This window comes from Acetobacterium sp. MES1, assembly GCF_002237635.1.
Lineage (GTDB): Bacteria > Bacillota > Clostridia > Eubacteriales > Eubacteriaceae > Acetobacterium > Acetobacterium wieringae.
Map to the genome: position 1 here is coordinate 84,310 of NZ_MJUY01000047.1, position 21,897 is coordinate 106,206.

At 41.8% G+C, this 21,897-nt stretch carries 26 protein-coding genes; all 26 read right to left on the reverse strand.

Annotated elements, in window-relative coordinates:
• Window positions 1-38: 38 nt before the first annotated feature.
• The 26 genes from BI182_RS12590 to BI182_RS12715 all read right to left on the reverse strand — a co-directional run bounded on the left by BI182_RS12590 (window position 39) and on the right by BI182_RS12715 (window position 21,896).
• Entirely contained in the window at window positions 39-851 is an 813-nt protein-coding gene (locus tag BI182_RS12590; RefSeq protein WP_070371855.1) for a glutamate racemase, read from the reverse strand.
• Window positions 852-855: 4 nt separating this feature from the next.
• The gene (locus BI182_RS12595; protein WP_070371854.1) at window positions 856-1,449 is read right to left on the reverse strand and encodes a xanthine phosphoribosyltransferase; all 594 of its coding nucleotides are present in this window, start codon (window positions 1,447-1,449) and stop codon (window positions 856-858) included.
• Window positions 1,450-1,582: 133 nt separating this feature from the next.
• Window positions 1,583-3,664, reverse strand: a complete 2,082-nt coding sequence (gene fusA / locus BI182_RS12600; protein ID WP_070371853.1) for an elongation factor G — start codon at window positions 3,662-3,664, stop codon at window positions 1,583-1,585.
• A gap of 101 nt (window positions 3,665-3,765) precedes the next feature.
• Window positions 3,766-4,518 (reverse strand): SigB/SigF/SigG family RNA polymerase sigma factor, encoded by a 753-nt coding sequence (locus BI182_RS12605; RefSeq protein WP_148637435.1) that lies wholly within the window; start codon window positions 4,516-4,518, stop codon window positions 3,766-3,768.
• Window positions 4,508-4,921, reverse strand: a complete 414-nt coding sequence (locus BI182_RS12610; RefSeq protein WP_070371852.1) for an ATP-binding protein — start codon at window positions 4,919-4,921, stop codon at window positions 4,508-4,510. Before BI182_RS12610 ends, BI182_RS12605 begins: the two co-directional genes overlap by 11 nt.
• A gap of 23 nt (window positions 4,922-4,944) precedes the next feature.
• Window positions 4,945-5,241 carry an STAS domain-containing protein gene (locus BI182_RS12615; protein WP_242871621.1) on the reverse strand — a complete coding sequence of 99 codons (297 nt, stop codon included), beginning with the start codon at window positions 5,239-5,241 and terminating at the stop codon, window positions 4,945-4,947.
• A gap of 114 nt (window positions 5,242-5,355) precedes the next feature.
• Window positions 5,356-5,712, reverse strand: a complete 357-nt coding sequence (locus BI182_RS12620) for a DUF948 domain-containing protein (protein ID WP_070371850.1) — start codon at window positions 5,710-5,712, stop codon at window positions 5,356-5,358.
• Window positions 5,713-5,728: 16 nt separating this feature from the next.
• Window positions 5,729-6,106 carry a YtxH domain-containing protein gene (locus tag BI182_RS12625; protein ID WP_070371849.1) on the reverse strand — a complete coding sequence of 126 codons (378 nt, stop codon included), beginning with the start codon at window positions 6,104-6,106 and terminating at the stop codon, window positions 5,729-5,731.
• A 96-nt stretch (window positions 6,107-6,202) separates the two neighbouring features.
• The gene (locus BI182_RS12630; protein WP_070371848.1) at window positions 6,203-6,466 is read right to left on the reverse strand and encodes an HPr family phosphocarrier protein; all 264 of its coding nucleotides are present in this window, start codon (window positions 6,464-6,466) and stop codon (window positions 6,203-6,205) included.
• A gap of 23 nt (window positions 6,467-6,489) precedes the next feature.
• Window positions 6,490-8,223 carry a phosphoenolpyruvate--protein phosphotransferase gene (gene ptsP, locus BI182_RS12635; protein WP_286808373.1) on the reverse strand — a complete coding sequence of 578 codons (1,734 nt, stop codon included), beginning with the start codon at window positions 8,221-8,223 and terminating at the stop codon, window positions 6,490-6,492.
• 27 nt (window positions 8,224-8,250) lie between these two features.
• Complete coding sequence (gene recR, locus BI182_RS12640; RefSeq protein WP_070371846.1) at window positions 8,251-8,850, reverse strand: recombination mediator RecR; 600 nt, start codon at window positions 8,848-8,850, stop codon at window positions 8,251-8,253.
• Window positions 8,851-8,856: 6 nt separating this feature from the next.
• On the reverse strand, window positions 8,857-9,201 hold the full coding sequence (locus BI182_RS12645; protein WP_070371845.1) for a YbaB/EbfC family nucleoid-associated protein: 345 nt from the start codon (window positions 9,199-9,201) through the stop codon (window positions 8,857-8,859).
• 87 nt (window positions 9,202-9,288) lie between these two features.
• A complete protein-coding gene (gene dnaX / locus BI182_RS12650; protein WP_286808377.1) occupies window positions 9,289-11,037 on the reverse strand; it encodes a DNA polymerase III subunit gamma/tau in 1,749 nt (582 codons plus the stop codon).
• A gap of 155 nt (window positions 11,038-11,192) precedes the next feature.
• Window positions 11,193-12,461, reverse strand: coding sequence for a hypothetical protein (locus tag BI182_RS12655; protein ID WP_286808379.1), 1,269 nt, complete (start codon window positions 12,459-12,461; stop codon window positions 11,193-11,195).
• 144 nt (window positions 12,462-12,605) lie between these two features.
• Window positions 12,606-13,154 (reverse strand): BMC domain-containing protein, encoded by a 549-nt coding sequence (locus BI182_RS12660; RefSeq protein ID WP_070371842.1) that lies wholly within the window; start codon window positions 13,152-13,154, stop codon window positions 12,606-12,608.
• A gap of 59 nt (window positions 13,155-13,213) precedes the next feature.
• On the reverse strand, window positions 13,214-14,170 hold the full coding sequence (locus BI182_RS12665; RefSeq protein WP_070371841.1) for a DUF7973 family transport facilitator: 957 nt from the start codon (window positions 14,168-14,170) through the stop codon (window positions 13,214-13,216).
• A gap of 23 nt (window positions 14,171-14,193) precedes the next feature.
• The gene (locus tag BI182_RS12670; RefSeq protein ID WP_070371840.1) at window positions 14,194-15,519 is read right to left on the reverse strand and encodes a 4Fe-4S dicluster domain-containing protein; all 1,326 of its coding nucleotides are present in this window, start codon (window positions 15,517-15,519) and stop codon (window positions 14,194-14,196) included.
• A gap of 14 nt (window positions 15,520-15,533) precedes the next feature.
• On the reverse strand, window positions 15,534-16,943 hold the full coding sequence (locus tag BI182_RS12675) for an aldehyde dehydrogenase family protein (RefSeq protein WP_070371839.1): 1,410 nt from the start codon (window positions 16,941-16,943) through the stop codon (window positions 15,534-15,536).
• Window positions 16,944-16,978: 35 nt separating this feature from the next.
• A complete protein-coding gene (locus tag BI182_RS12680) occupies window positions 16,979-17,389 on the reverse strand; it encodes a GlcG/HbpS family heme-binding protein (RefSeq protein WP_070371838.1) in 411 nt (136 codons plus the stop codon).
• A 28-nt stretch (window positions 17,390-17,417) separates the two neighbouring features.
• Window positions 17,418-18,428 carry a cob(I)yrinic acid a,c-diamide adenosyltransferase gene (locus BI182_RS12685; RefSeq protein WP_286808384.1) on the reverse strand — a complete coding sequence of 337 codons (1,011 nt, stop codon included), beginning with the start codon at window positions 18,426-18,428 and terminating at the stop codon, window positions 17,418-17,420.
• A 12-nt stretch (window positions 18,429-18,440) separates the two neighbouring features.
• Window positions 18,441-18,719, reverse strand: a complete 279-nt coding sequence (locus tag BI182_RS12690) for a EutN/CcmL family microcompartment protein (protein ID WP_014356937.1) — start codon at window positions 18,717-18,719, stop codon at window positions 18,441-18,443.
• A 16-nt stretch (window positions 18,720-18,735) separates the two neighbouring features.
• Complete coding sequence (locus tag BI182_RS12695) at window positions 18,736-19,575, reverse strand: flavoprotein (RefSeq protein WP_243134783.1); 840 nt, start codon at window positions 19,573-19,575, stop codon at window positions 18,736-18,738.
• A 24-nt stretch (window positions 19,576-19,599) separates the two neighbouring features.
• Complete coding sequence (eutJ, locus tag BI182_RS12700) at window positions 19,600-20,424, reverse strand: ethanolamine utilization protein EutJ (RefSeq protein WP_070371835.1); 825 nt, start codon at window positions 20,422-20,424, stop codon at window positions 19,600-19,602.
• A gap of 4 nt (window positions 20,425-20,428) precedes the next feature.
• A complete protein-coding gene (gene pduL, locus BI182_RS12705) occupies window positions 20,429-21,082 on the reverse strand; it encodes a phosphate propanoyltransferase (protein WP_148637431.1) in 654 nt (217 codons plus the stop codon).
• Between the two features lie 58 nt (window positions 21,083-21,140).
• Window positions 21,141-21,515, reverse strand: a complete 375-nt coding sequence (locus BI182_RS12710; RefSeq protein WP_070371833.1) for a BMC domain-containing protein — start codon at window positions 21,513-21,515, stop codon at window positions 21,141-21,143.
• Window positions 21,516-21,527: 12 nt separating this feature from the next.
• Window positions 21,528-21,896 (reverse strand): glycerol dehydratase reactivase beta/small subunit family protein, encoded by a 369-nt coding sequence (locus tag BI182_RS12715; RefSeq protein ID WP_228882360.1) that lies wholly within the window; start codon window positions 21,894-21,896, stop codon window positions 21,528-21,530.
• Between the last annotated feature and the right edge of the window lies 1 nt (window position 21,897).

A 21,897-nucleotide genomic window follows, 5' to 3' on the forward strand; every position in this document is an offset into this window, starting at 1 on the left:
ACTGCCATGATCTCTTTAAATTTCTGTACTGAGCAGGTTTATGGTAATTCCAATTCTGTCAGTTCCAGCGAATCACAATCAAGTTCCAATTCTTTGATCATTCGCTCGAAAATATCATAATCGGCTGTCGTGAGAATTTGGGTACTGCCAACTTCCTCCTGGGTGTTGAAATAGTTAAACTCGGTCAGGTGCTTGTTTAACTGCCGAACCAGGCCATTGGCCGGGTTGATCAGCTCAAGCTCCGGGTACATTTGTCGGATGGTGACTGCCACAATCGGAAAATGAGTACACCCCAGTAACAGTTCTTCGATAATAATGCCTTGTTTGATGCCTTTTAGTAAAATCGGTTCAACGGCTTCTCGGATATTATTTTTCAGGATTTTTAAATCACCCTGACCATCATTAATGACCTTGGCCAGGGTATGGGTTCCCTGAGCGATATACTCGACCTCCCGGGTCCACAACTCCAGTTCCTTTTCGTAGCCCCGATTTTTGACGGTGGCCGTTGTGGCAATCAGTCCAACCAGACCGCGATCCCGCCAGTTGAGCGTTTCCTGAACTCCGGCTTCAATGACACTAAAGAGCGGCACCCGGGCGCTCAGCTCAACAATCAGCGAAGAAAGGGTGTTGCAGGCTAATACCACAGCTTTTACCCCTCTATTTTCGAGATCACGGATTATGGTATTTGCCAGCATGATCAGTTCGTCGTTTTCCCGCTCACCATAAGGCATTCGCATTGAATCGCCAAAGTAGAGATAATTTTCATTGGGCAGCCGGTCTTGAAGTGCTTTCAGGACGGTAAAACCACCGATGCCCGAATCGATGACGCCAATGGGTCCATTGTTGTCCATCGTTTCACTTCTTTCCTGATTGATCACGGAATATAATCCCTTTTTCCTTACTCATGTCATCGATGATCGCCAGAGATTCCAGGGCGACACCCTGCTCACGGATTAACGCCCCGCCATCCTGAAAACCTTTCTCGATAGCGATTCCCACGCCCACCAGGGTGGCCCCGGCCTGATTGATTAAATCGATTAACGCTTCGACCGCTTTGCCATTGGCCAGAAAATCATCGATAATTAAAATACGATCGGTTGGATTTAGATATTTCTTTGATACCATAATTTTATAAGCCTGCTGTTTGGTATAAGAATAGACATCACTGGAATAAATTTCCTCGTCTAAATTAAGCGATACATATTTTTTTCCAAAAACCACCGGACAATAGTCAAAATACCTGGAGGTACTGGTTGCAATGGCAATTCCTGATGTCTCAATTGTCAGGATTTTATTGACTCCCTCTCCGGCAAAGCGTTTGGCAAAAACCTTTCCCATTTCTTCAAATAATTTCACATCCAACTGATGATTTAAAAAAGAATCCACTTTTAGGATTCCCTGGCCTTTGACGAGGCCTTCTTGTCTGATTTTTTCTTCTAATAATTCCATTGACTGCTCCTTCGTAACCTAATCGAATTATTATAACATACTCTTGTTGATTTGAACAACCACGATTCCACTCCGTTTCTTTGCAGAAAGAAAGGCGGGAATCTCTTCCCGCCTCAGGCTGTTAAAGTCAGCTTTATTGTTCTTTTTCTTTTTGTGCCGCAGCGATAACTTTTTCAGCAATAATCATTGGAGCTTCTTCATAACGAACGAATTCCATTGAAAACTCACCTCTCGCTTGGGTCATCGAACGTAACTCCGTGGCATACTTGAACATTTCCGCCAGCGGTGCTTCTGCTAAAATTCGTTGTCGTCCCCCCGCTGCTGATTCCATTCCCATGATACGCCCACGTTTTTTGTTTAAATCACCCATGATATCACCCATATACTCTTCCGGGACGGTAATATCAATGTGATAAATTGGTTCCAGAAGAACTGGTGCCGCTTCCTTCATGCCTTTGCGGTAAGCCAAGGTGGCCGCCATTTTAAAGGACATTTCATCGGAGTCCACAGCATGATAGGATCCATCATAGAGCGTTGCTTTGACACCAGTAACCGGATAACCAGCCAGAACACCTTCAATCATACACGCTTCCAAACCCTTTTCCACGGCCGGGATGAAGTTACGCGGAACCGCCCCACCAACAACCTTATCAACAAATTGAAATGGTGCATTGGGATCATCGCCGGGCTCAAAATCAATCCAGACATGACCAAACTGGCCGCTACCACCGGATTGTTTTTTATGTTTTCCTTCAGCCGTTGCTTTTTTCTTAATGGTTTCCCGATATGGCACTTTCATATCAACCAGATTGACATCGACACCGAATTTTTGTTTCAGTTTTTGAGAAATAATTTCCAGATGCATCTCTCCCAAACCGGAGACCAATGTTTGCTTGGTTTCCTTATTTCGGCTCACTGTCATGGTTGGATCTTCTTCCACCAGACGGTGCAGGCCAGTGGCCAATTTATCGATATCTGCTTTGGTTTTGGGTTCAATCGCCATCGATATAATTGGCTTGGGCAATTCTATTTTATCATACACGATGGGCGATTTGATGCTGGTTAAGGTATCCCCGGTAACCGTATCATTTAACTTGGAAAACGCTCCGATATCCCCAGCTTCCAGCTTTTCGACCTCGATCTGTTTATTTCCTCTTAATACGTAAATATGATTGGCTTTTTCTTTAACTTCCTGGGTTGCATTATATACTTCAACTGAATGATCCAAAACCCCTGACATCACTTTAAAAATTGATAACTTGCCAACATAGGGGTCGGCAATCGTTTTAAATACCAATGCCGAAAATGGTTCATTATTGCTACATTTGCGCTCGATTTCTTTTTTGTCCCGGGGATCTTTTCCAATTTCAAATTTCCCCTTGCCTGGCGATGGCAGGTATTCTATAATCATGTTTTCCAGGGTTTCCACCCCAATATTCAAAACGGCAGAGGTACACAATACCGGAATTATTTCACCATTATCGATCCCCTGACGAATCCCGGTATGGATTTCATTCCGGGTCAGTTCTTCACCTTCAAAGTATTTCTCCATCAGACTTTCACTGGTTTGGGCTACTGACTCCATAATCATATCCCGATAGGGTTCCAGTTCTGCTTTCATTTCATCTGTGATGGGCACATCAAAACAACGATTGTCTTTTCGCTGGCTACCAGTCAGATCAACGATGTTGACAACCCCATTCATCGCCTCTCCTTCACCCATTGGTAATTCAAAAGGCACAACCTTATTGCCAAAGGTTTCTTTTAATTCGTCCATCACCTTGGCAAAGGTGGCATTTTCACGATCCATTTTATTAACAACAATAAATGCTGGAATATTTGTTTTTTCCAAAAGTTCGATAGCTTTTTCAGTTCCGACCTGAACACCCGAAAGTGCATCAACGACGATAACAACCGCATCGGCCACTCGAAGTGCCGCATAGGCATCCCCAATAAAATCAAAATAACCTGGCACATCAATAAGATTGATCTTATGTCCACCAAATTCTAAAGGAATAATAGATGATGAAATTGAAAACTTTCGTCTTTTTTCTTCTGGATCAAAGTCCGATAGGGTATTTCCCTCGTCAATTTTTCCCATACGATCAACGGCACCTGCATTAAATGCCAATGCTTCAGTCAAGGTTGTTTTTCCGCTCCCACCGTGACCTAGTATAAGAATGTTACGGATGTTCTTTGTTGGATACGTTTTCATGCTGTTTCCCCCTCGCTTATTTTGCCAATGATTTAATTGGTTTTTTTTGGTATAAAGCTATTTTATATTATTTCTAAAAAATAATCCACAAAAAGATTTATTTATAGATCTTCTTTTATTTTTTTCATAACTTTTTTTTCAATTCGCGATACCGTCATCTGGGATTTGTTAATAAACTCGGCCACTTCTTTTTGGGTTTTTCCCCGAAAAAATCGCTGTTCAACAATAATCCGTTCAACCGGATTAAGTGATTGAATTTTCTGCTTTAAAAGATCGATATTCTCGACATTTTCCATGTTGTTATCCAGGTTTCCCAATAAATCCATCAGGCTGACTTCCTGTCCATCCTGATTGCTTTCATATTCCATTGATAACGATTTCGGATAGTAAGCATTGCTACTTTCCATCGCTTTTATGATACTTTCTTCTGATATCTCCAGATACACGGCAATTTCAGAGATCGTTGGCGACCGCATCAGCTTATGTTCCAGGGTCGTTCGGGTTTGGTTTATCTCCCGATTGAGATCCTGAACCTTACGAGGTATCCGGATCAGCCATTCTCGATCCCGGTAATAGCGCTTTATTTCGCCAATTATCGTTGGTGTGGCAAAAGTATCAAACTCATAGCCGCGACTGACGTCAAAGCGTTCCACCGCATACATTAAACCCAGACAGGCGACCTGAAAAATATCTTCATTATCGCCGTTCTTATGCCCATATTTTCGGGACAGAATCTTGGGAATATAAAGATAATTCTCGATAATCAGATCTCTTAGCTCCCGATCCCGTGTTTCTTCGTACTCGGCAAATAGCTTTTTGACATCTTCCTTACTGATTTTTCTTTCATATTTCATGGGTCGTCGATAGGTTCTTGATCATGGTAATTGAGGTTCCAGATCCTCTCTCACTAACTATTTCCACCCTATCCATTAGTGATTTGATGATAAATAAACCAAACCCCCCTAATTGTTGGCCATTAAGATCCGGCTTGGCCACTGTTTCTGGCTCAAAACCAATACCTCGGTCGGTTACCGTAAAAACTAATTTATTGTTCTCAACAACATAGGTCAAATCGTAGGTTGTATCGGTATTCTTACTATGGTTTAAGGCATTTGTACACGCCTCGGATACGGCAACTTTCAGATCTTCCACGTCGCCGATTGAAAATCCCATATTATTTGCCACTGACGCAATTGTTAGCCGTGCCAGGCTGACATACTCAGGTTTGGTCGGTAATGTCAGTTTTATACTATCCATTCTTCTTCCCCTTCTCAATTTGCTTAGTTTACAGGGTTGTCTACGATTTCAATGATCTTATCAACGCCTGTGAGTGACAACAATTTTTTGATGTTGGGCCGTGGATTTATCATAATAATTTTTTGTCCCATTTCTTTTGTTTTATTTCGCAATTCAATGAGAACCCCCATGCCGGTGCTATCCATATAAGATAACTCAGAACAGTCTAAAATGATTTCCGGGGCCTGTGTTCTTATTTTTTCTTCAATTATTTCCCTGAATTTTTCAATAGAATAAATGTCGATTTCGCCTTTAATACTGACCATACTTGTTTTTTCCATTTCAATTATGCTGTTACTGCTCATATAATCTCCATTTCACAATTAATCTGTAAATTCAAAACAAGGCCCAATGAGGTAACCACCGTCATTGGGCCCAGGGCTGTAATCCACGGCCTATACCTTATCTTTTCTATTTCTGGTTTGAAAAACTCCCAAGCCTCTCTTCAAAATCGATGCGGCCTTAACCACGGGGTCAATCACATCCTGTTTAATGGTATTAAACGCCAATTCAACCTCATCTACCATCAGATTTGACTTATCCACAATCTGGGCTGTCGATTTTGTGATGTCGTCGGTATTTTCCATAATGCTGTGAAGAGCCAAACGGTTTTCTTCCAAAAGCTTTGTGGTTGTGTCGAAGGTTGCTGCCAGACTTTTAAACAGCTTAACTAAATAAACGGTTCCAAATACGAAGGCAACACCCACAAGTAATAGAGCCAGTTCCCACAAGCTAAAATTTAGCGTTATCATTTATGACTTCCAACCTCTACTCTTCTTTAGCTGCAACTTCAGCCTCTTCACTTGACTCCGCTTCTTCTTTTTCAAGGGCTTCCAATTCCTCACTCAGATCAGCAATATCCTGTTCAACTTCGTCTTGAATTTCCTGAATTTTGCTTTCAATCTGATTCTTATATTCATTTACCCGTTCAGTAAATTGTTCTTGCATATCCTGGAATTGTTCTTTGAGATTTTCACCATATTCCACGGCTTGATCATAGGCATTACCCAGTGCGCCTTCAGTGCCTTCAATCAATTTCTTTCGAGTTTCATCGCCTGACGATGGCGCCAGCAACACACCCAATGTCCCGCCGATGATGGTTCCCAGAAAAAGTCCGCCAACAAAATATAATTTGTTACTGCTCATTTTAATTCCTCCATTATTCATTGTGATATTTATCTCATTTTACCTCATAATCTCCTCAATTAACAGTTATTTCTTAATTTTTTTATTTCAAAGAAACTATTCGCCAAACTTATCATTAATTAATTGCACCAGTGCATCCACTGCTTCGGTTTCGTCATCGCCTTCGGCCTGAATCTCAATGGTTGTTCCCTGAGAAATCCCGCCAGCCATAATGCCCATAATGCTCTTGGCATTAATTGAATTTCCTTCTTTGATTACAAATATTTTTGATTTGAACTTTCCGGCTGTTTGCACAAACATTGACGCAGGGCGGGCATGCAAACCTGTTGCATTTAAAACTGTTACTTCTTTTTTTATCATTGTAATCCTCCTAATGATTGTTTTTAAATATATAGATTTAATTTTTTCATTGATTCCTGTACAAAATCCATTATTTCCTCACCCGTCTCCATATTAAGAGCGGCCGTAGCGATGGCCTTTGCATCTTCATAGCGAACACTGCGAATAATCTTCTTAATCTGAGGAATTGATAACGCACTCATACTGAATTCATCAAGACCCAGACCCAATAGGAGTATTGCCGCCAGAGGATCGCCAGCCATTTCACCGCACATCCCGGTAAAGAACTGATCTTTTTTGTCCGACGTAGCCGTTACCAATTGAATCAGACGCAATATAGCTGGGTTAAACGGGTCATATAGGTATGAGACTTCCTGATTCATTCTGTCTACCGCCAGCGTATATTGACAGAGATCGTTTGTGCCAATACTGAAGAAATCAACCTCTTTTGAAATAATGTCGGCGGCAATCGCTGCCGACGGAATTTCAATCATAACTCCCACCTTTACGTCCTTGTCATAAGCAATCTGCTCATCATCCAGTTCGTTCATGCAGTCTTGCAGGATGGCTTTTGCTTGTCTCACCTCGGTAATCGAGGAGATCATCGGAAACATAATATGTGCATGACCATACACACTGGCCCGCAGGATTGCCCTGAGTTGGATTTTAAATAAGCCGACCTCTTTAAAACACAAACGAATCGCCCGTAAACCCAGAAATGGATTCAGTTCGTCATCCATCGGCAAATAGGGCAGTTTTTTATCCCCACCGATATCCAGGGTTCGGATAATTACCGGCCCGTCGGGAAACGCTTCTAATACTGACCGGTAGGCCGCAAACTGTTTTTCTTCGCCGGGCATCACATCGCTGTTCATGTACAAAAATTCGGTTCGGTATAGCCCAATACCGACTCCACCGTTCTTCAGAACACCGGCCACATCATTGGGTTCACCGATATTTCCAACCAGTTCGACCTTTCTGCCATCCAGCGTAATCGCATCCAAATCTTTTAATTCTTCCAACTCTTTTAAATAATCCAGATATTTTTGTTTTTCTTTTTCGTAGAATTCCAACTCTTCATTGCCGGGATTAACGCAAACCCTGCCAGTCAAACCATCAACAACCATTAAGTCTCCGGTTTTAACAGTCTCTGTAATATCACACAAACCGAGAACAGCTGGAATTTCCAAACTACGGGCCATAATGGCGGTATGCGATGTTCGACTGCCAATATTGGTGGCAAAACCCTTCACCCGCTTTTTATCCATCTGTGCCGTATCCGATGGCGTCAAATCATCGGCGATAATAATCACATCTTCATCCAGTTGGGATAAATCTGCCTGGACAATTCCCAGAATATTCTGGAGCACTCGTGTTCCGACGTCTTTTATGTCGGCTGCCCGGGCGCTGAAATAGGGATCATCCATCTGATCAAAGATCTCATAAAAACGATCGGTTACAATCTTAACCGCATTGTCGGCACTGAGATGACTATCATTAATTTCTGCTTCTACCCCTTCAACAAATTCCGGATCATCCAAAACCATGGCATGGGCTTCAAAGATCGCACCTTCTTCCTCACCGAGCTCACTAATTGCTTGTATCCGGATTGTTTCCAACTGCTCATGACTTTTCTTTATGGCATTCTGGAACTTTTCGATTTCTTTGTCTGGGTTCTCTACTTTATTTTTATTGACTTCAACTATGACTTTTTCGTAAACAAGTGCCTTCGCAATGACAATACCAGGTGATGCAATGATTCCTTCTTTAACAAACATCTTAATTCTCCTTTAATTATTAGAGGTTTATATCTCACTTCTTCCTTCAAAGGCTTTAATTAATGTGATTTCATCTGTATATTCAAGATCCGCACCGATGGGAATACCCTTTGCCAACCTGGTGACTTTTACACCAAGGGGACTGATCAGATTCCCTAAATACATGGCTGTGGCCTCCCCTTCTACGGTAGCATTTGTTGCCATGATAACTTCTTTAATGTCATTTTCTCCAAGACGCAGTAATAGTTCTCTGGCTTTGATGTCCTGCGGTCCAATCCCGTCCAGCGGTGAGATGGCACCATGCAGAACATGGTACAGCCCATTATACTCCCGGGTTTTTTCAATTGCAAAAATATCCCGGCTGTTTTGTACAACGCAGATGGTTTGTTGATCCCGCTTCGGATTCTCACAAATATCGCAGATTTCTTTATCCGTGATGGTATAACACTTCTGACATAGTCCAATTTTAGCTTTAGCAGACGTTAGTGCCTCAGATAAGCTTGCAATCTCTTCATCCGAGAGGCTAAGAATATGAAAGGCTAATCGTTGTGCTGATTTTTCTCCGATCCCCGGTAGTTTACCCAACTCCAGAACCAACCGCTCAAGGGTTTTTGGATAATAACCCATCGAGCACTACATTAAACCTGGAATATTCATTCCACCGGTAATTTTGCCCATTTCAGCATTAACCATGTCTTCTGCTTTGACGATGGCCTCATTGACCGCAGCAACCACCAGGTCTTCCAGCATTTCAATATCATCTTCATCAATCACTTCCGGATCGATCTTAATTGACAGAATCGTTTTTTTTCCTGTTGCAACCACTTTAACAGCACCACCGCCTGCAGTAGCTTCTACTTCACGTTCTTCCAGTTCGGCTTGTAACTTCGCCATATCTTGTTGCATTTTCTGCACTTGTTTCATCATGTTATTCATGTTTCCGCCGCCCATTCCGACCGGCAATTTTCTTTTTGCCATTCTATCCTCCTGTGATTTTCTATTCTTAATAACTTCATTATTATAACACTAATGGTCTATGATTATCACTATCTTTTTACCCTAATTTTACAGTTCGTCATCGGCATTGATTATTTTTACTGCCTGATCATTAACGATTCTCAAGGTTTTTTCGACCAGGTCAAGTTCGTTAAAATTCTCGTCTTCCAGTTTAATTGTGATCGAAATTTCCTTGCCCAACTTTTGCAAAAGAGCCATTTCAAAACCTTTAATTAACTCTGGTTTATTGACAAACTGGTAAAAGTTTCTGTTTTCAGGCGAATAAACAATCAAAAGATGTGTCTCATCCTCCAACGTCGGTTCACCGCGCTTTAAAAACATAGCCTGACCTGAGTTTGTTTTTCCGATTTCTTCACAAAGCATTTTAAAGAATAGCATCCCATCGTGACGGCTGCTTCCACTTTTTATTTTAATATCCGATTTTGCATGAACCGGAGCCTTGTCCGATTCACCTTCCGGCCCCTCGTCTGTGCTATTAGTTGTTTCAGATTTCTCTGCTGGCACCGAAATAACATCTGCCGCCGACTTGCTTATTTCACTTTTTACTATTTCATATTCAGCTGGACGTTTTAGTGACTCTGCCTGAATTTCTGACTTTCGGCATGTTTTCTCCAGCCTATCGTGAGGTCTACTTTGCAGCAGCGGTTTTTTTTCGTTGTTTTGGAAAACTGTTTCGACCGCCGGAATCAAAGCTGTCTGTTGATCACCGAGGCATATCTTTAACAAAGCCATTTCAACGATAATTGCCTGTAGATTACTGTATTTGAGTTTATTTTTTTCTTCTATTAAAAGGCTGATCATTCGATATAGTCGGTCAAACGTTAATTCTTTTCCTAATTGTTGGTATATGATAAAGTCATCAGGACTACAGAGTAGTATTTCTTTAGCCGTGTCTTTTGCTGTTTTTGTAATCAGCACTCCCCGTAGAAATTCGATGATCTGATCCATTAACAGTATTGAATCTTTACCATTATCAACCAGGTTCCGTAAGTTACTCAAGACGCCAGCGCTGTCATGAGCAAGAATCAGTTTTACCAGGTCACCAATAGCCTGTTTTTCTGCCATACCAGTAAACGCCAGTAGGTCTTCAACCGTGACATGGCCAGCTTCATCCTTGAGATCAATAATCTGATCCAATAAGCTGAGAGAATCACGCATTGAGTTCTCCCCCCGGCTTGCAATAAAATCAAAACTCTCATCGGACATGGTCACCTGAATATCCTGACAGATTTTTTTCATCTGTTCGATGATTAACGCTTTCGGTATCGGACGGATTTCATAGCGTTGACAACGGGATAAAATTGTCACCGGACATTTATTCGGTTCTGTTGTCGCCAATATAAATACGGCATGTTCCGGTGGTTCTTCCAGCGTTTTTAATAGCGCATTAAAAGCCTCTTTTGTGAGCATGTGTACTTCATCGATAATGTATACCTTGTACTTGCCAACAGTCGGCGGATATTTTATGCGCTCACGAATTTCGCGAATTTCATCGACGCCGCGATTGGAAGCACCATCGATTTCGATGATATCCATTACTCCCGGACGATCGATTTTCAAACAAACATCACAGCGATTGCATGGGTTTCCATCAATTCCATTGGGACAATTGATTGCTTTTGCAAATATCTTTGCCAACGATGTTTTTCCGGTTCCTCTAATTCCGGAGAAAAGGTAAGCGTGTCCAACTCGGTTAAACTTAATCTGATTTCTTAGTATTTTCGTAATACTATCCTGTCCCACAACCTCATCGAAAGTTTGTGGCCGATATTTTCGATAGAGCGCTAAGTATGACATTGTTCCCTCATTTTCCTGTACTTAATTTTACTTTATTCTACTTTATTATATTACAATCGTAATTAATTGTATAGTCAAATGCATGCATACCCCATGACAGTCATTTATCAAAAAAGAAGTTCCTTTTGAGATATCAAAAGGAACTTCCTAAATTTTTATAGAAGATGAAACGGCAGTTCTTTTTCTTTTTTAGCTTTTTTTGCCTGTTCTTTTTCAGCTTGAGCTTTTTTTCTTTTTTCGGCAATTTCTGCGCGAACGTTTTTTTCTTTTGCAATTGCACGTTCAATCGCACTTGCCGTCAATTCTTGCAGTTCTTTTGCTTTATTCCTGATTTCTTTCCGTAGCCGATCCTCCAGCTCGATTTTGTTTTTTTCCTTTTCTTCGGCTTCTTTTTGACGAGCCCGCTCGATTTTTTGTGCTTCTTCTTGCTCGGCCTTTAATTCTGCCTTGGCTTCAGTTTCTTTTTTGGCTTCAAGCTCTGCTTGTTTTTTTGCTTGTTCCTGTTTTTTTGCTTCTTCCAACGCTTGTTTCTCAATCGCTGCTTTTTTAATTGCAGCTGCTTCTTCCTGAACTTTATGATGCACTTTTTCGATTAGTGCCTTGGATTTTTCTGCCACTGCCTTAGCTTTCTTCTCTGCAGCTGCTTTTGCTTCTGCTGCTTTTTGAGCAAGTTCTTCCGCCTCTGCTTTGGCTTTCGCTTCTACTTCTGCCTTGGCTTTTGCCTCTGCTTCTGCTTTGGCTTTTGCCTCTGCTTCTGCTTTGGCTTCTGCTTTGGCTTTTGCCTCTGCTTCTGCCTTGGCTTTTGCCTCTGCTTCTGCTTTGGCTTTCGCCGCTGCTTCTGCCTTGGCTTTTGCCTCTGCTTCTGCTTTGGCTTTCGCCGCTGCTTCTGCTTTGGCTTTTGCCTCTGCTTCTGCTTTGGCTTTTGCTTCTGCTTTGGCTTTTGCCTCTGCTTTGGCTTTTGCCTCTGCTTCTGCTTTGGCTTTTGCTTCTGCTTTGGCTTTTGCCTCTGCTTCTGCTTTGGCTTTTGCCTCTGCTTCTGCTTTGGCTTTTGCCTCTGCTTCTGCCTTGGCTTTTGCCTCTGCTTCTGCTTTGGCTTTTGCCGCTGCTTCTGCTTTGGCTTTCGCCGCTGCTTCTGCTTCTGCTTTGGCTTTTGCCTCTGCTTCTGCTTTGGCTTCTGTCTTTAATTCTTTTTCGACTTCTACCTGTACCTCAGTTTTTGATGCTTCCGATTTCTTGGGATTGCTATCACTCGAATCCTCGGCATTATCCTCTTTGCCCGTGATCACTCTGCCAACCTTTTTTATAAAATCGTCCAATTTTCCCACTTCTTCATTCCCCACTTCACTTGAATTCGATAGATCCGAACCACTTTGAATAGCTGTGTCCTTTGTTAATTGTGATTTAGGTTTACTTTTACGAGCCATGACGATCTCCTTTTTAATGACGTAATTTTCCTTCTATTTTTTATAAATGGCCTTGGTGCACTTATAAAAAACAGAATTTTGATGTATAAAAAACAAATGACCGAAGCCATTTGTTTTTTATACATTTTAATTTTTAATCTTCAGTTAAAATAGAATTTTTGCAATATCCTTATGTGGAGATGATATTACCGAATAACTCGTAATGAGATTCGATTCTGCCATTTCCGTCTGGGCCGTTTGAATGGCCATTTTAACAGAAGAAATTTCGCCAGTGATTAATACAAAGCCTTTACCACCCAAGCCTCTAGCAATTCGAATTTCCAGGAGTTCTACGTTTGATGCTTTCGCACAAATATCTCCGATTAAAATTGAAGAAATTGCATTAATCGTTTCAACAATACCCAGCGATTTCACATCACCGATTTCCCCAGCGCCTAGCATTGCTGGCAGAACATCAGGGTGAATATTCGGTATAACGTGAGATTCTAACATATGGATACCACCCACATGCGCCCCATTCTTTATTGACGCCTCAACAGCACCGACATCTCCAGCAATAATACTGACGTATTTTCCAGGACATAAGGGTGATGCCATCAGCAGCTCAACATTAGCGGATTTCAGCATTTCATCAGTGGATTCTATACCAACTGGAATGCTCTTAAATTCCATAAAACCAACTGCTTTTTTCAAAATACCACTTCTTTCTATACTGTGAATGTTTTTATTTTACCAGATTGCGTTAATGCGTTTTAAACGAAAATGAATCCGCCTAAAATTGTAAAGTTAATGAACTGTGTAATAAAGATTGTTACAGCAGGAGGGTCGATATGGGTATCGCAATGGCTATTTAAAGTTTTTGCAGCCCATTCACCAACAAATGCTGTGAACATACCTGTAATTGCTGCGCCAATAATGGCAGCAAACGGATTAAGTGTAGCTGAGAATACGATTACTGCGGTTGAACCAGAAGGTAAAACAATATGATGCCATCCTTCAAAATAATGTCCGCACATAATCAGGATCAGTGAGATAGCAGCAACAGAGAACCCAATTACTGGTGTCATTGAGAATAAGTATGCAGCTTCTTCACTTCCGCCAACTAAACCTAATGTACCTAATGTAGCAGCAACGCCACCAATTAAGATACCAATACCTGCGCCGTAAGTAAGAACAAATCCTAAACGGCTTCCAGTAGTAATCCATTCGCGTTTTTCACCAGCTGGTGTTTTTCCTGTGATACCAGTTTTACCAAATACTAAACGTACAATAATACCAGACAGCATTACGGTGAAAGCAACAGTGTCGGTCCAGCCGGCAGCGCCTTCTCCCAAAATACCATTAAAGAGAATTGGTCCAACCAGTGGTCCAACAATGTATTGGATCAGGAAACCAACCATACCGAAGATACCACCAACGATCAATACCATTGGATCACCAAATTTTACCAGTGGTGTTACGATGTCTTGACCATTTTCAATATGATTTCTTGTCATTGCAAACGCAGCACCAGCTACAGCACCAGCGAAGGCAACATGTGGACCAAACCAAGAACCAAAACTAATAATACCAATTGCAGGTGCCCCAAAATCTCCACCCATGATTGCCGCCAAAACGGTTAAACCGGTGAAAACAAAGGCTGTGATCCCGCCCATAAATGTGGCTAAGACGCCACCGCCAAATGCGGCGATTAACATTGTAAAGTCCATAATTATCCCCCTTAAAATATGATTTAGGACTCGATAGTGATTTTTTCACTATCCGCGGCTGAAATCCTACCGCTAATACTAGCAAAAACTTTTGAGCTCAGTTTACCTTCAGGAATATCCCCGATAAGTTGTCCTCGTTCCACATGATCCCCAACGTTTACAACTGCTACTGCAGGAGCACCTATATGTTGTGACAATAATAGGTTGACTTTAGTAAACGTCTTATCCGTTTCAACCATCGGAGCCGGAAGATCATACTTCGTCAGTCCCAATCGTGATACCAAACGGTAAACGTTAAACTGTTTGCCTTCTCTGAAGGGTACAGCTGATGTTGGTGCATTGTGGTGAGGATTTTTGATCCCCTTACTTCCCAGTTCTCGCTTTAGCATGGTATTGAACTTCCAAGGTTGTAAGTCCATTACACATGCATATTGACATAAGCCACATTCACAGCATAGAAAAGCGTTTGTAGCTTGAGTGGACGTATCGCAGGTTGAACCATAGGCAGCAATCCGCATTAACTTATGGGGTTCCAGGTTATGGCCCAAAGCGTATCGCGGACACAGCTCGGTGCAATAGTTACATTGCATACAAGCCATCCCTGCCATTTTCATGGTTTCCTTGATGGACTTTGTCTTAGAAATTATCAATGGATGATCTTTTGCTAAAACAATCAGTCCTTTCGTTGTTTTTGTAATCGTTGACTCTAAATCGACGATTTTACCCATCATCGGTCCGCCGTTGATCACGACAAAATCCGTGATGGTTGTTCCGCCGGCTAATTCCAAAGCTTCGCGAACAGTAATACCAAGTGGTACCTTTGTTGTGAGCTTATTCTTAACCTCACCTGTTAATGTCAAATATGTATCTGTAACCGGTTTATTGTCTACCATTATATCATAAATGTTCAAAAGTGTCTCCACATTTATAACTAATGTATTAACATTTAACGGAATTCCGGCTTCAGGCACAATCCGTCCCGTTGTTTCATAAACAAGGACCTGTTCATCTCCCGCTGGATAGAAATTCTTTAACAAGTGCATTCTAATCTTGGGAAATGCTGGTAATTCTTTGTTTAATGCTTCAATAGCAGGTGTATATTTCTTCTTGAGGCCAATAATGCCTTCCTTTGCTTGTGTGTGATCCATAACAGCCTGGAGTGCCGTTAACATTTTAACAGCCTCCAGTGCCATCAGTTGTTGATCGACGCGCAATAGTGGTTCGCATTCTGCTCCGTTGACAACGACGGTATCAACTTTGCAATTTAATTTGACCTGGGTTGGAAACCCTGCCCCGCCTGCACCTACAATGCCGGCGTTTTGTACCAATTCTACTAAATTTGCGCTCATGAACAACACCTCTATTATTTAATCGTAAATCCTCCTACTAATACACATCTTCGTTTACGAGTAAATGTCTTAGCAGATGTTAGACCTTCACCGGTCGGACCAGCAATGGTAAAGGTTGTATAGCCTTCCCCACCAACTCCGATACCAGCATATGAAGGGCCATTTTTAACAAAAATAGTGGTTTGCACTCTTTTTGCCATTTCAGTTAAGTTATTGATATTTGTTGAATGCATAATCGCAGTATGTCGATTACCATGTTCCAGCGCAACAGCCACATCAATTCCTTCTTTAATATCTTTTACACGAACAATGGGAAGGATTGGCATCATTAATTCTTCAACAGCGAAGATATGATCTTTACTGGTTTCCATAATGATTACCCGGATGGAGTCGTCAACGTCAATTCCAATACCTTTAAGAATTACTTTGGCGCTTCGTCCCACATAGTCACGACTCAGGCGACCACCGGGAATAACCAGCTCTTCCAATTCGGCAATTTTCTTGGCGTCTTTCAGTTCATAAGCACCATTTTTCTTCATGTTAAAGATCAGGTAGTCGGCAACTTGTTCGACGACAACAACTTCTTTTTCCGCAATACAGGGAAGATTATTATCAAAGCAACAACCATCAATAATATCTTTCCCGGCTTTTTCGATATCAGCGGTTTCATCAACCAACGCTGGAGGATTTCCGGCACCAGCTCCAATCGCTTTTTTGCCACTCTGTAATACAGTCTTGACTACACCTGGTCCACCGGTAGCACAAAGCATGGTGATTTTGGGGCTGGCAAACATGGTATTGGCACTGTCAATTGTTGGTTCTGCAGTTGTAACAATCAGGTTTTCCGGACCACCAACCTCTAAAATCGCCTTGTTTAACAATTTAACTGTTAAAGCACTGGTTTTTTTTGCGCTGGGATGGGGTGCAAATACGACTGTATTTCCTGCCGCTAACATGCCAATTGAATTACAGATAACTGTTTCACTGGGATTAGTCGAAGGTGAAACTGAGCCAATCACGCCAAATGGAGACTGTTCAATTAAGGTTAACCCGTCATCACCAGTGAAGGCATCGGCAACAAGATCTTCCACACCGGGTGTTTTTACTGTTGCCAATTCATGTTTTAAAAGTTTATGTTCATAATTTCCCATGCCAGTTTCTTCAACTGCCAACTGGCAAATCATTTCCATATTTTCTTTTTTGAGCATTTCTGCCCGCATCGCTGCTATCAATTTGCTTCGAAAGGCTATTGGCTGTCTCATGAAGGTTTTCTGCGCTTCATAAGCTGCATCAATGGCGTTCTCCATATCATTAAAGATCCCAAGCTCACCATCTTTAAGTGGCTTTCCGCCTTCAACTGCACAATCGATTTCTGCCATTACTTTTTTTACAATATATTCTATACCTGTAGTATCTATATTCATACGAGGTACCTCCTGGATCGTGTTAATTTTTTGTCTTATTTTATAGCGTCTAGTCCAGCTTGAGCAACAGTCATGTCTTCTGCAACACTGCCGCCGCTTACTCCGATACCGCCGATGATTTTACCCGCTTCAAAAATCGGGAAGCCACCGCCAAACACAACCATTCTTCCTTTATCGCAGCTCGCAATTCCAAAAAGTTGTCCTGACTCTTTTGCAAGGTCAGCTGCCTGATCGGTGCCCATTTTAAGAGCAACTGCAGTATAAGCCTTATTGGTTGCGATATCCATACTGGCCAATAAAGAATCTTCCATCCGGTTAAATAATACGGTGTTACCACTGGCATCACAAATTACGATAACCATTGGTACATCGATTTCGATTGCTTTTGCAGCCGCCGCTTCTGCCATTTTCTTTGCCATATCTAATAATTTTCCAGTAGTCGTCATTTTTCTTCCTCCTGATTAATTAGTATTTTTATAACACAGCTAACGCACTCTTTGCAATAATCATATCTTCATCGACACTTCCACCACTTACGCCAATTCCGCCAATGACTTCGCCATTGACTTTTAAAGGATATCCCCCGCCAAAGACGACCATCCGACCATTATTGGTCCATTGGAGGCCATAGAGAGAGCCATCTTCTTTAACGACGCTGGCAACTTTATCCGTGGACATTTTCAATGCATTGGCAGTATAGGCCTTATTCACTGAAATATCAATGCTGACCATTAAAGCATCTTCCATCCGTTCAAAGTAGGCTAAATTTCCACCGGAATCGACCACTGAAAAGACAATGGGGACATTGATTTCTTCAGCCTTTACTCTGGCAGCAGCAGCCATTTTCTTGGCCAGTGTCAGTAGACTATATTCTTTATCACACGTGTCTTCATTGATACTTTCTGCTTGCTCAGTTTCTAACCGATTCAATTTTTCTTTGACCCGGTCGACTATTTGTTTTACAACACCATTAAACTCAACTGTCCGCGCCAGCACAAAAAGGGTATCCGAGAGTCGATTGACGAATTTTACCAATTCTGGACGACTTTCTTCATTTTCGCGATTATATTTTACAATCAATCGCTCACCGCGTCTGACAACGGTGCGGGCAACATGCAAAGCTGCTGATGCTGGACTGGCACCGGGAATAATGAACGCCTTTTGAGGTCCAATAATTGCTAAATATTGTTCCATCGTGCATTCCATGTAATCCACATCTGCCTGTGAAATCTTGTCCGCAAGCATTTCCTTGCCTTTTTCATCGCTGGCAAGTTCAGCTCCCAGAACAAAAATGCGCTTCTGTAAATAGTGCAGTATTTCTCTGATTTCCTGATCATCACAAAGTGAATATGCTAAACCAATGGCCGAATTTGCTTCGTCCATGGTTCCATATGCATCGACACGGATATTATCCTTCGGGGTACGGCTGGATCCAAAAAGACCCGTTTCCCCTTTGTCCCCTCCTCGGGTATATACATTTGGCATCACATCACCCCACTAAACAATCTGAATTTCGTCAACAATGCCAACAATAGTCATATCCAGCGGAGCCATTTTGTCACCGTAAACATAACGGGCATTGCTCCCCGACGTTACGATCACCGTTTCTCCGATACCTGCACCTACTGAATCAACGGCTATTGCTGTCGACGAACTTGAATATTTTTCAAATTCACCATACTCATCAATTTTTTTAATGATTAATAATTTACATCCCACAAGATTCGGATCTTTCTGGGTTGATACGACGTTTCCAACTACTTTTGCTAACTGCATATATTCACCACCCTTATTAAACCCTGATAATCTGAAGCCCAAATTCCTTGGCGGCTTCCGCTGCATACCCTGTCAAAATTGATGCTGAAGGTATCTTAATCACATTTGATCCCCGGGCTTTTAAAATATCAACCCGCGAGATAACGTTTTTATCAATCAGACACTCACCAGTATTATGAGCTGAGACCTGATTTACCACCGCTTCGCTTTTAGCTGGGGCAGCTGTCTTTGTAACGATTAAATCATTTGTTTCTGTGGGAGTTCCACCAACACAAGTAGCATATAAGTCTTTGCCACATACTAACTTCATCCCAAAATCACGCAGTGTTTCAATGTTATTATTTAACATTTCCCGATATTTAGGCGATGATTTGCCCATCCCCAGTGATGCTCTTTGAGGATCATCCGGATTACAGGCATTAACTGCTGCAACTACTGGCGTTCCAGCCATAAATCCATGATTAATGAGCGATAACAGCACTGTATCAGTTATTCCCACCGCCAGTTTAGCAGCCGTATTCACGCTCATGGTAGCGATCACAAACATATCTGCCGATCCATATAGCTCTTTTTGGCTTTTTATGTTGCCACTGTGGTAAATTACATCAAGATTTAATTCTTTTTGAATCGCAACAGGATCTAACACCTTCATGCCATCATCAGAAAGAACAACTTTTAATTGCCAACCATCTTTTTGTAATTTCAACAGTGAATCCATCGAATCCTTAAAACCAATCGTCGCTCCCGTAAAGAAAACAACTGCTTTTTTAGGTTGATTTTTTATTCGCCTGACAACCTCGTCAACGATTTTTTGAATAAGTACATCCAATAATCCGTTTTCGAGCATTTTCTCCATGTCCAAATTCTATCACCACATTTCTTACCTTTGACAATTAAAGGCGATCCCTAAGGGTGTTACCAATAATGGTTCTACCGGTTTAATGGTCTTGATGCCTGTTTCATCTTCAAAAATCTTTTCAAAATCATTAAAGACACACGCTCCACCGACCACATAAATAACGTCAACATCATACCCGATCACAAAGCGGTTGACGATGGAAGCCATCTTCTGTACCACGGGCTTAATAATCGGGAAGACTTTTTTCTGTGACTCGTTCTTTTTAAGTTCTTCTGCTTCTTCAAAGCTAATGTGATGAAAACCTGCCAGTACCAGACTCATATGTGTCCCTCCGGTCGCTTCATCGGCTGTGAAAATAACTTCACCATCTTTGAGAATACTAATTCCAGTGGTTCCACCCCCAACATCAACGACCGCACCATTTTGGATGCCAAGCACCGTTGCAGCTGCAGTCGGTTCATCAACCACATTTGTTACCACAAAGTCGGCTGAGTCAACCACATTGGAAATAATCTTTGTATTCCCCGCCAGGATACCAGGAGGAATGGCTGTGGCGGCCTTGGCATATGTCAAGTCAACACCCAGGATACCTTCAACCTCACCTTTAAGTTTTCGTACAATTTGACTCGCACCGAGATAGTCAACGACAATTCCGTCGCGAACAACTGACGCGCCTTGAGTCGCTCCAGCAATGGGACGATCATTTTCATCAACCACTGCGATGACAATATTTGCAGTCCCGAGATCGACGCCAACTTTTAGCTCACCTGTGTAAGCATTGGCTTTTTTTTCCCGGATTAATTCTGCGAATTCCAATATTGCGTCATTACCAGATTTCCAATCCATTATTTCACCTGTTTGGGATTATTTTTAGATAATCATCGTTGTTAAGTCCTGCCGCATTCGCTTCATCAGTATCCAAATGCATTTCATAGTCGAATTTATCGGATACACGCGCGAGTACATTGCAGAAAATTGTTTTTCTAACACCACATGTTTCGACACTGACCCAGTCTTTATCTTTTATGCCTAACTTCTCTGCAATATCTGGAGGCATATGAATATGCCGTAGGGCAACAATCACACCATGCGTGAGGGTAACGGTTCCGCATGGACCCTCGAGGATAATCCCCGGTGTTCCTTCCAGCTGTCCCGATTCGCAAACCGGCGCTTTGATTCCCAGCGTTCTGGCATCTGTCAGTGAAATTTCAATCTGACTTTCCGGCCGGGCGGGTCCTAAAATTCGAACCTTGTCAAAACAACCCTTTGGCCCAATCACTTTAACCGTTTCTTTTGCTGCATATTGTCCAGGTTGCTTTAAGTCTTTCATATTGGTCAGTTCATAACCTTCTCCGAAAAGTGTTTCAATGTCTTTTTTTGAAAGATGGATGTGTTTATTGGAGATTCCCAATACTACACGATTCGGACTATCTTTTTCAGCAATCAGTTTTTTAACTGTGTTAATTACGATTTGCTCAATTACTTGTTTTTCATTTTCGTTCATGCTAGCACCTTTTCTTCAAAAGATCATTTCTGTCTGAATCCTTCAGCCGACTCAGCAATTATTCCTCTGAGTTTATTTCTGCTGTTTCTTCATTTTCTTCTATAGTGACAACTTCAGCTTTTGGTTCTACCGGTGGGTCATAACCCACTGTTTCACTGTTGTAAATTAATTTTTCAATTCCTTCACTGGGTCTAGCAATCACTTTGGTTGCCCAAACGCCACGACCTTTAGCACAAGCCGCTGTAGCCGCATCAACTGCTGCCTTAACAGCTCCAATATCACCAGCCACCTTAATGGTTGACATCCCGTCACCCTTACACGCTTCATAGCCAATCAGTCTTACATTTGCTGACTTGACTGCCGCATCGGCAGCTTCAACCGCTGTGGCCAACCCAATAGCTTCTATTAGGCCAATGGCCTCTCCTCTATTCAAATCAACCCCTCCTTACGACAGTTCCGTATTATCCAGATTTTTGAAAGGCATTTTTTTTACCAGTCGGGCAGCATTGCTTCCAATTGCCCGTAATGTTGCTTCGTTACTGTAAGCTGGAATTCTGAAAATTGGCTGATCTTCTTTCAATTTGATAAAATGAAGAACAACTTCATTTTCAGTAATTCCAATGCCTACACCAAGATGCGAAAGTTCTGCACCCCGAAAAGCAAGCTCAACTGGATTGGCATCTTCCAATTCTTCGATGGAAAATGGCACGCCTTCCTCTTCAATTCCGTGCAATACTTCGTCAACAACTTTTTGAAACATTATATTTTTCCCATGGACTATTTTTATTTCTGGTTTTGGAGCATCAAAATCCATC

What these genes read in the sequence shown, in the direction of transcription:
- BI182_RS12680 (WP_070371838.1), bottom strand. Translation starts at nt 17,389, where the DNA reads ATGACGACTACTGGAAAATTATTAGATATGGCAAAGAAAATGGCAGAA.
- BI182_RS12610 (WP_070371852.1), bottom strand. Translation starts at nt 4,921, where the DNA reads ATGGATAGTATAAAACTGACATTACCGACCAAACCTGAGTATGTCAGC.
- BI182_RS12645 (WP_070371845.1), bottom strand. Translation starts at nt 9,201, where the DNA reads ATGGCAAAAAGAAAATTGCCGGTCGGAATGGGCGGCGGAAACATGAAT.
- dnaX (WP_286808377.1), bottom strand. Translation starts at nt 11,037, where the DNA reads ATGTCATACTTAGCGCTCTATCGAAAATATCGGCCACAAACTTTCGAT.
- BI182_RS12605 (WP_148637435.1), bottom strand. Translation starts at nt 4,518, where the DNA reads ATGAAATATGAAAGAAAAATCAGTAAGGAAGATGTCAAAAAGCTATTT.
- BI182_RS12590 (WP_070371855.1), bottom strand. Translation starts at nt 851, where the DNA reads ATGGACAACAATGGACCCATTGGCGTCATCGATTCGGGCATCGGTGGT.
- ptsP (WP_286808373.1), bottom strand. Translation starts at nt 8,223, where the DNA reads ATGTTTGTTAAAGAAGGAATCATTGCATCACCTGGTATTGTCATTGCG.
- BI182_RS12675 (WP_070371839.1), bottom strand. Translation starts at nt 16,943, where the DNA reads ATGAATATAGATACTACAGGTATAGAATATATTGTAAAAAAAGTAATG.
- BI182_RS12695 (WP_243134783.1), bottom strand. Translation starts at nt 19,575, where the DNA reads ATGGAGAAAATGCTCGAAAACGGATTATTGGATGTACTTATTCAAAAA.
- BI182_RS12655 (WP_286808379.1), bottom strand. Translation starts at nt 12,461, where the DNA reads ATGGCTCGTAAAAGTAAACCTAAATCACAATTAACAAAGGACACAGCT.
- BI182_RS12690 (WP_014356937.1), bottom strand. Translation starts at nt 18,719, where the DNA reads ATGCAGTTAGCAAAAGTAGTTGGAAACGTCGTATCAACCCAGAAAGAT.
- pduL (WP_148637431.1), bottom strand. Translation starts at nt 21,082, where the DNA reads ATGAACGAAAATGAAAAACAAGTAATTGAGCAAATCGTAATTAACACA.
- BI182_RS12630 (WP_070371848.1), bottom strand. Translation starts at nt 6,466, where the DNA reads ATGATAAAAAAAGAAGTAACAGTTTTAAATGCAACAGGTTTGCATGCC.
- fusA (WP_070371853.1), bottom strand. Translation starts at nt 3,664, where the DNA reads ATGAAAACGTATCCAACAAAGAACATCCGTAACATTCTTATACTAGGT.
- BI182_RS12620 (WP_070371850.1), bottom strand. Translation starts at nt 5,712, where the DNA reads ATGATAACGCTAAATTTTAGCTTGTGGGAACTGGCTCTATTACTTGTG.
- BI182_RS12615 (WP_242871621.1), bottom strand. Translation starts at nt 5,241, where the DNA reads ATGGAAAAAACAAGTATGGTCAGTATTAAAGGCGAAATCGACATTTAT.
- recR (WP_070371846.1), bottom strand. Translation starts at nt 8,850, where the DNA reads ATGGGTTATTATCCAAAAACCCTTGAGCGGTTGGTTCTGGAGTTGGGT.
- BI182_RS12670 (WP_070371840.1), bottom strand. Translation starts at nt 15,519, where the DNA reads ATGAGCGCAAATTTAGTAGAATTGGTACAAAACGCCGGCATTGTAGGT.
- BI182_RS12685 (WP_286808384.1), bottom strand. Translation starts at nt 18,428, where the DNA reads ATGCCAAATGTATATACCCGAGGAGGGGACAAAGGGGAAACGGGTCTT.
- BI182_RS12595 (WP_070371854.1), bottom strand. Translation starts at nt 1,449, where the DNA reads ATGGAATTATTAGAAGAAAAAATCAGACAAGAAGGCCTCGTCAAAGGC.
- BI182_RS12665 (WP_070371841.1), bottom strand. Translation starts at nt 14,170, where the DNA reads ATGGACTTTACAATGTTAATCGCCGCATTTGGCGGTGGCGTCTTAGCC.
- BI182_RS12625 (WP_070371849.1), bottom strand. Translation starts at nt 6,106, where the DNA reads ATGAGCAGTAACAAATTATATTTTGTTGGCGGACTTTTTCTGGGAACC.
- eutJ (WP_070371835.1), bottom strand. Translation starts at nt 20,424, where the DNA reads ATGGATTGGAAATCTGGTAATGACGCAATATTGGAATTCGCAGAATTA.
- BI182_RS12715 (WP_228882360.1), bottom strand. Translation starts at nt 21,896, where the DNA reads ATGGATTTTGATGCTCCAAAACCAGAAATAAAAATAGTCCATGGGAAA.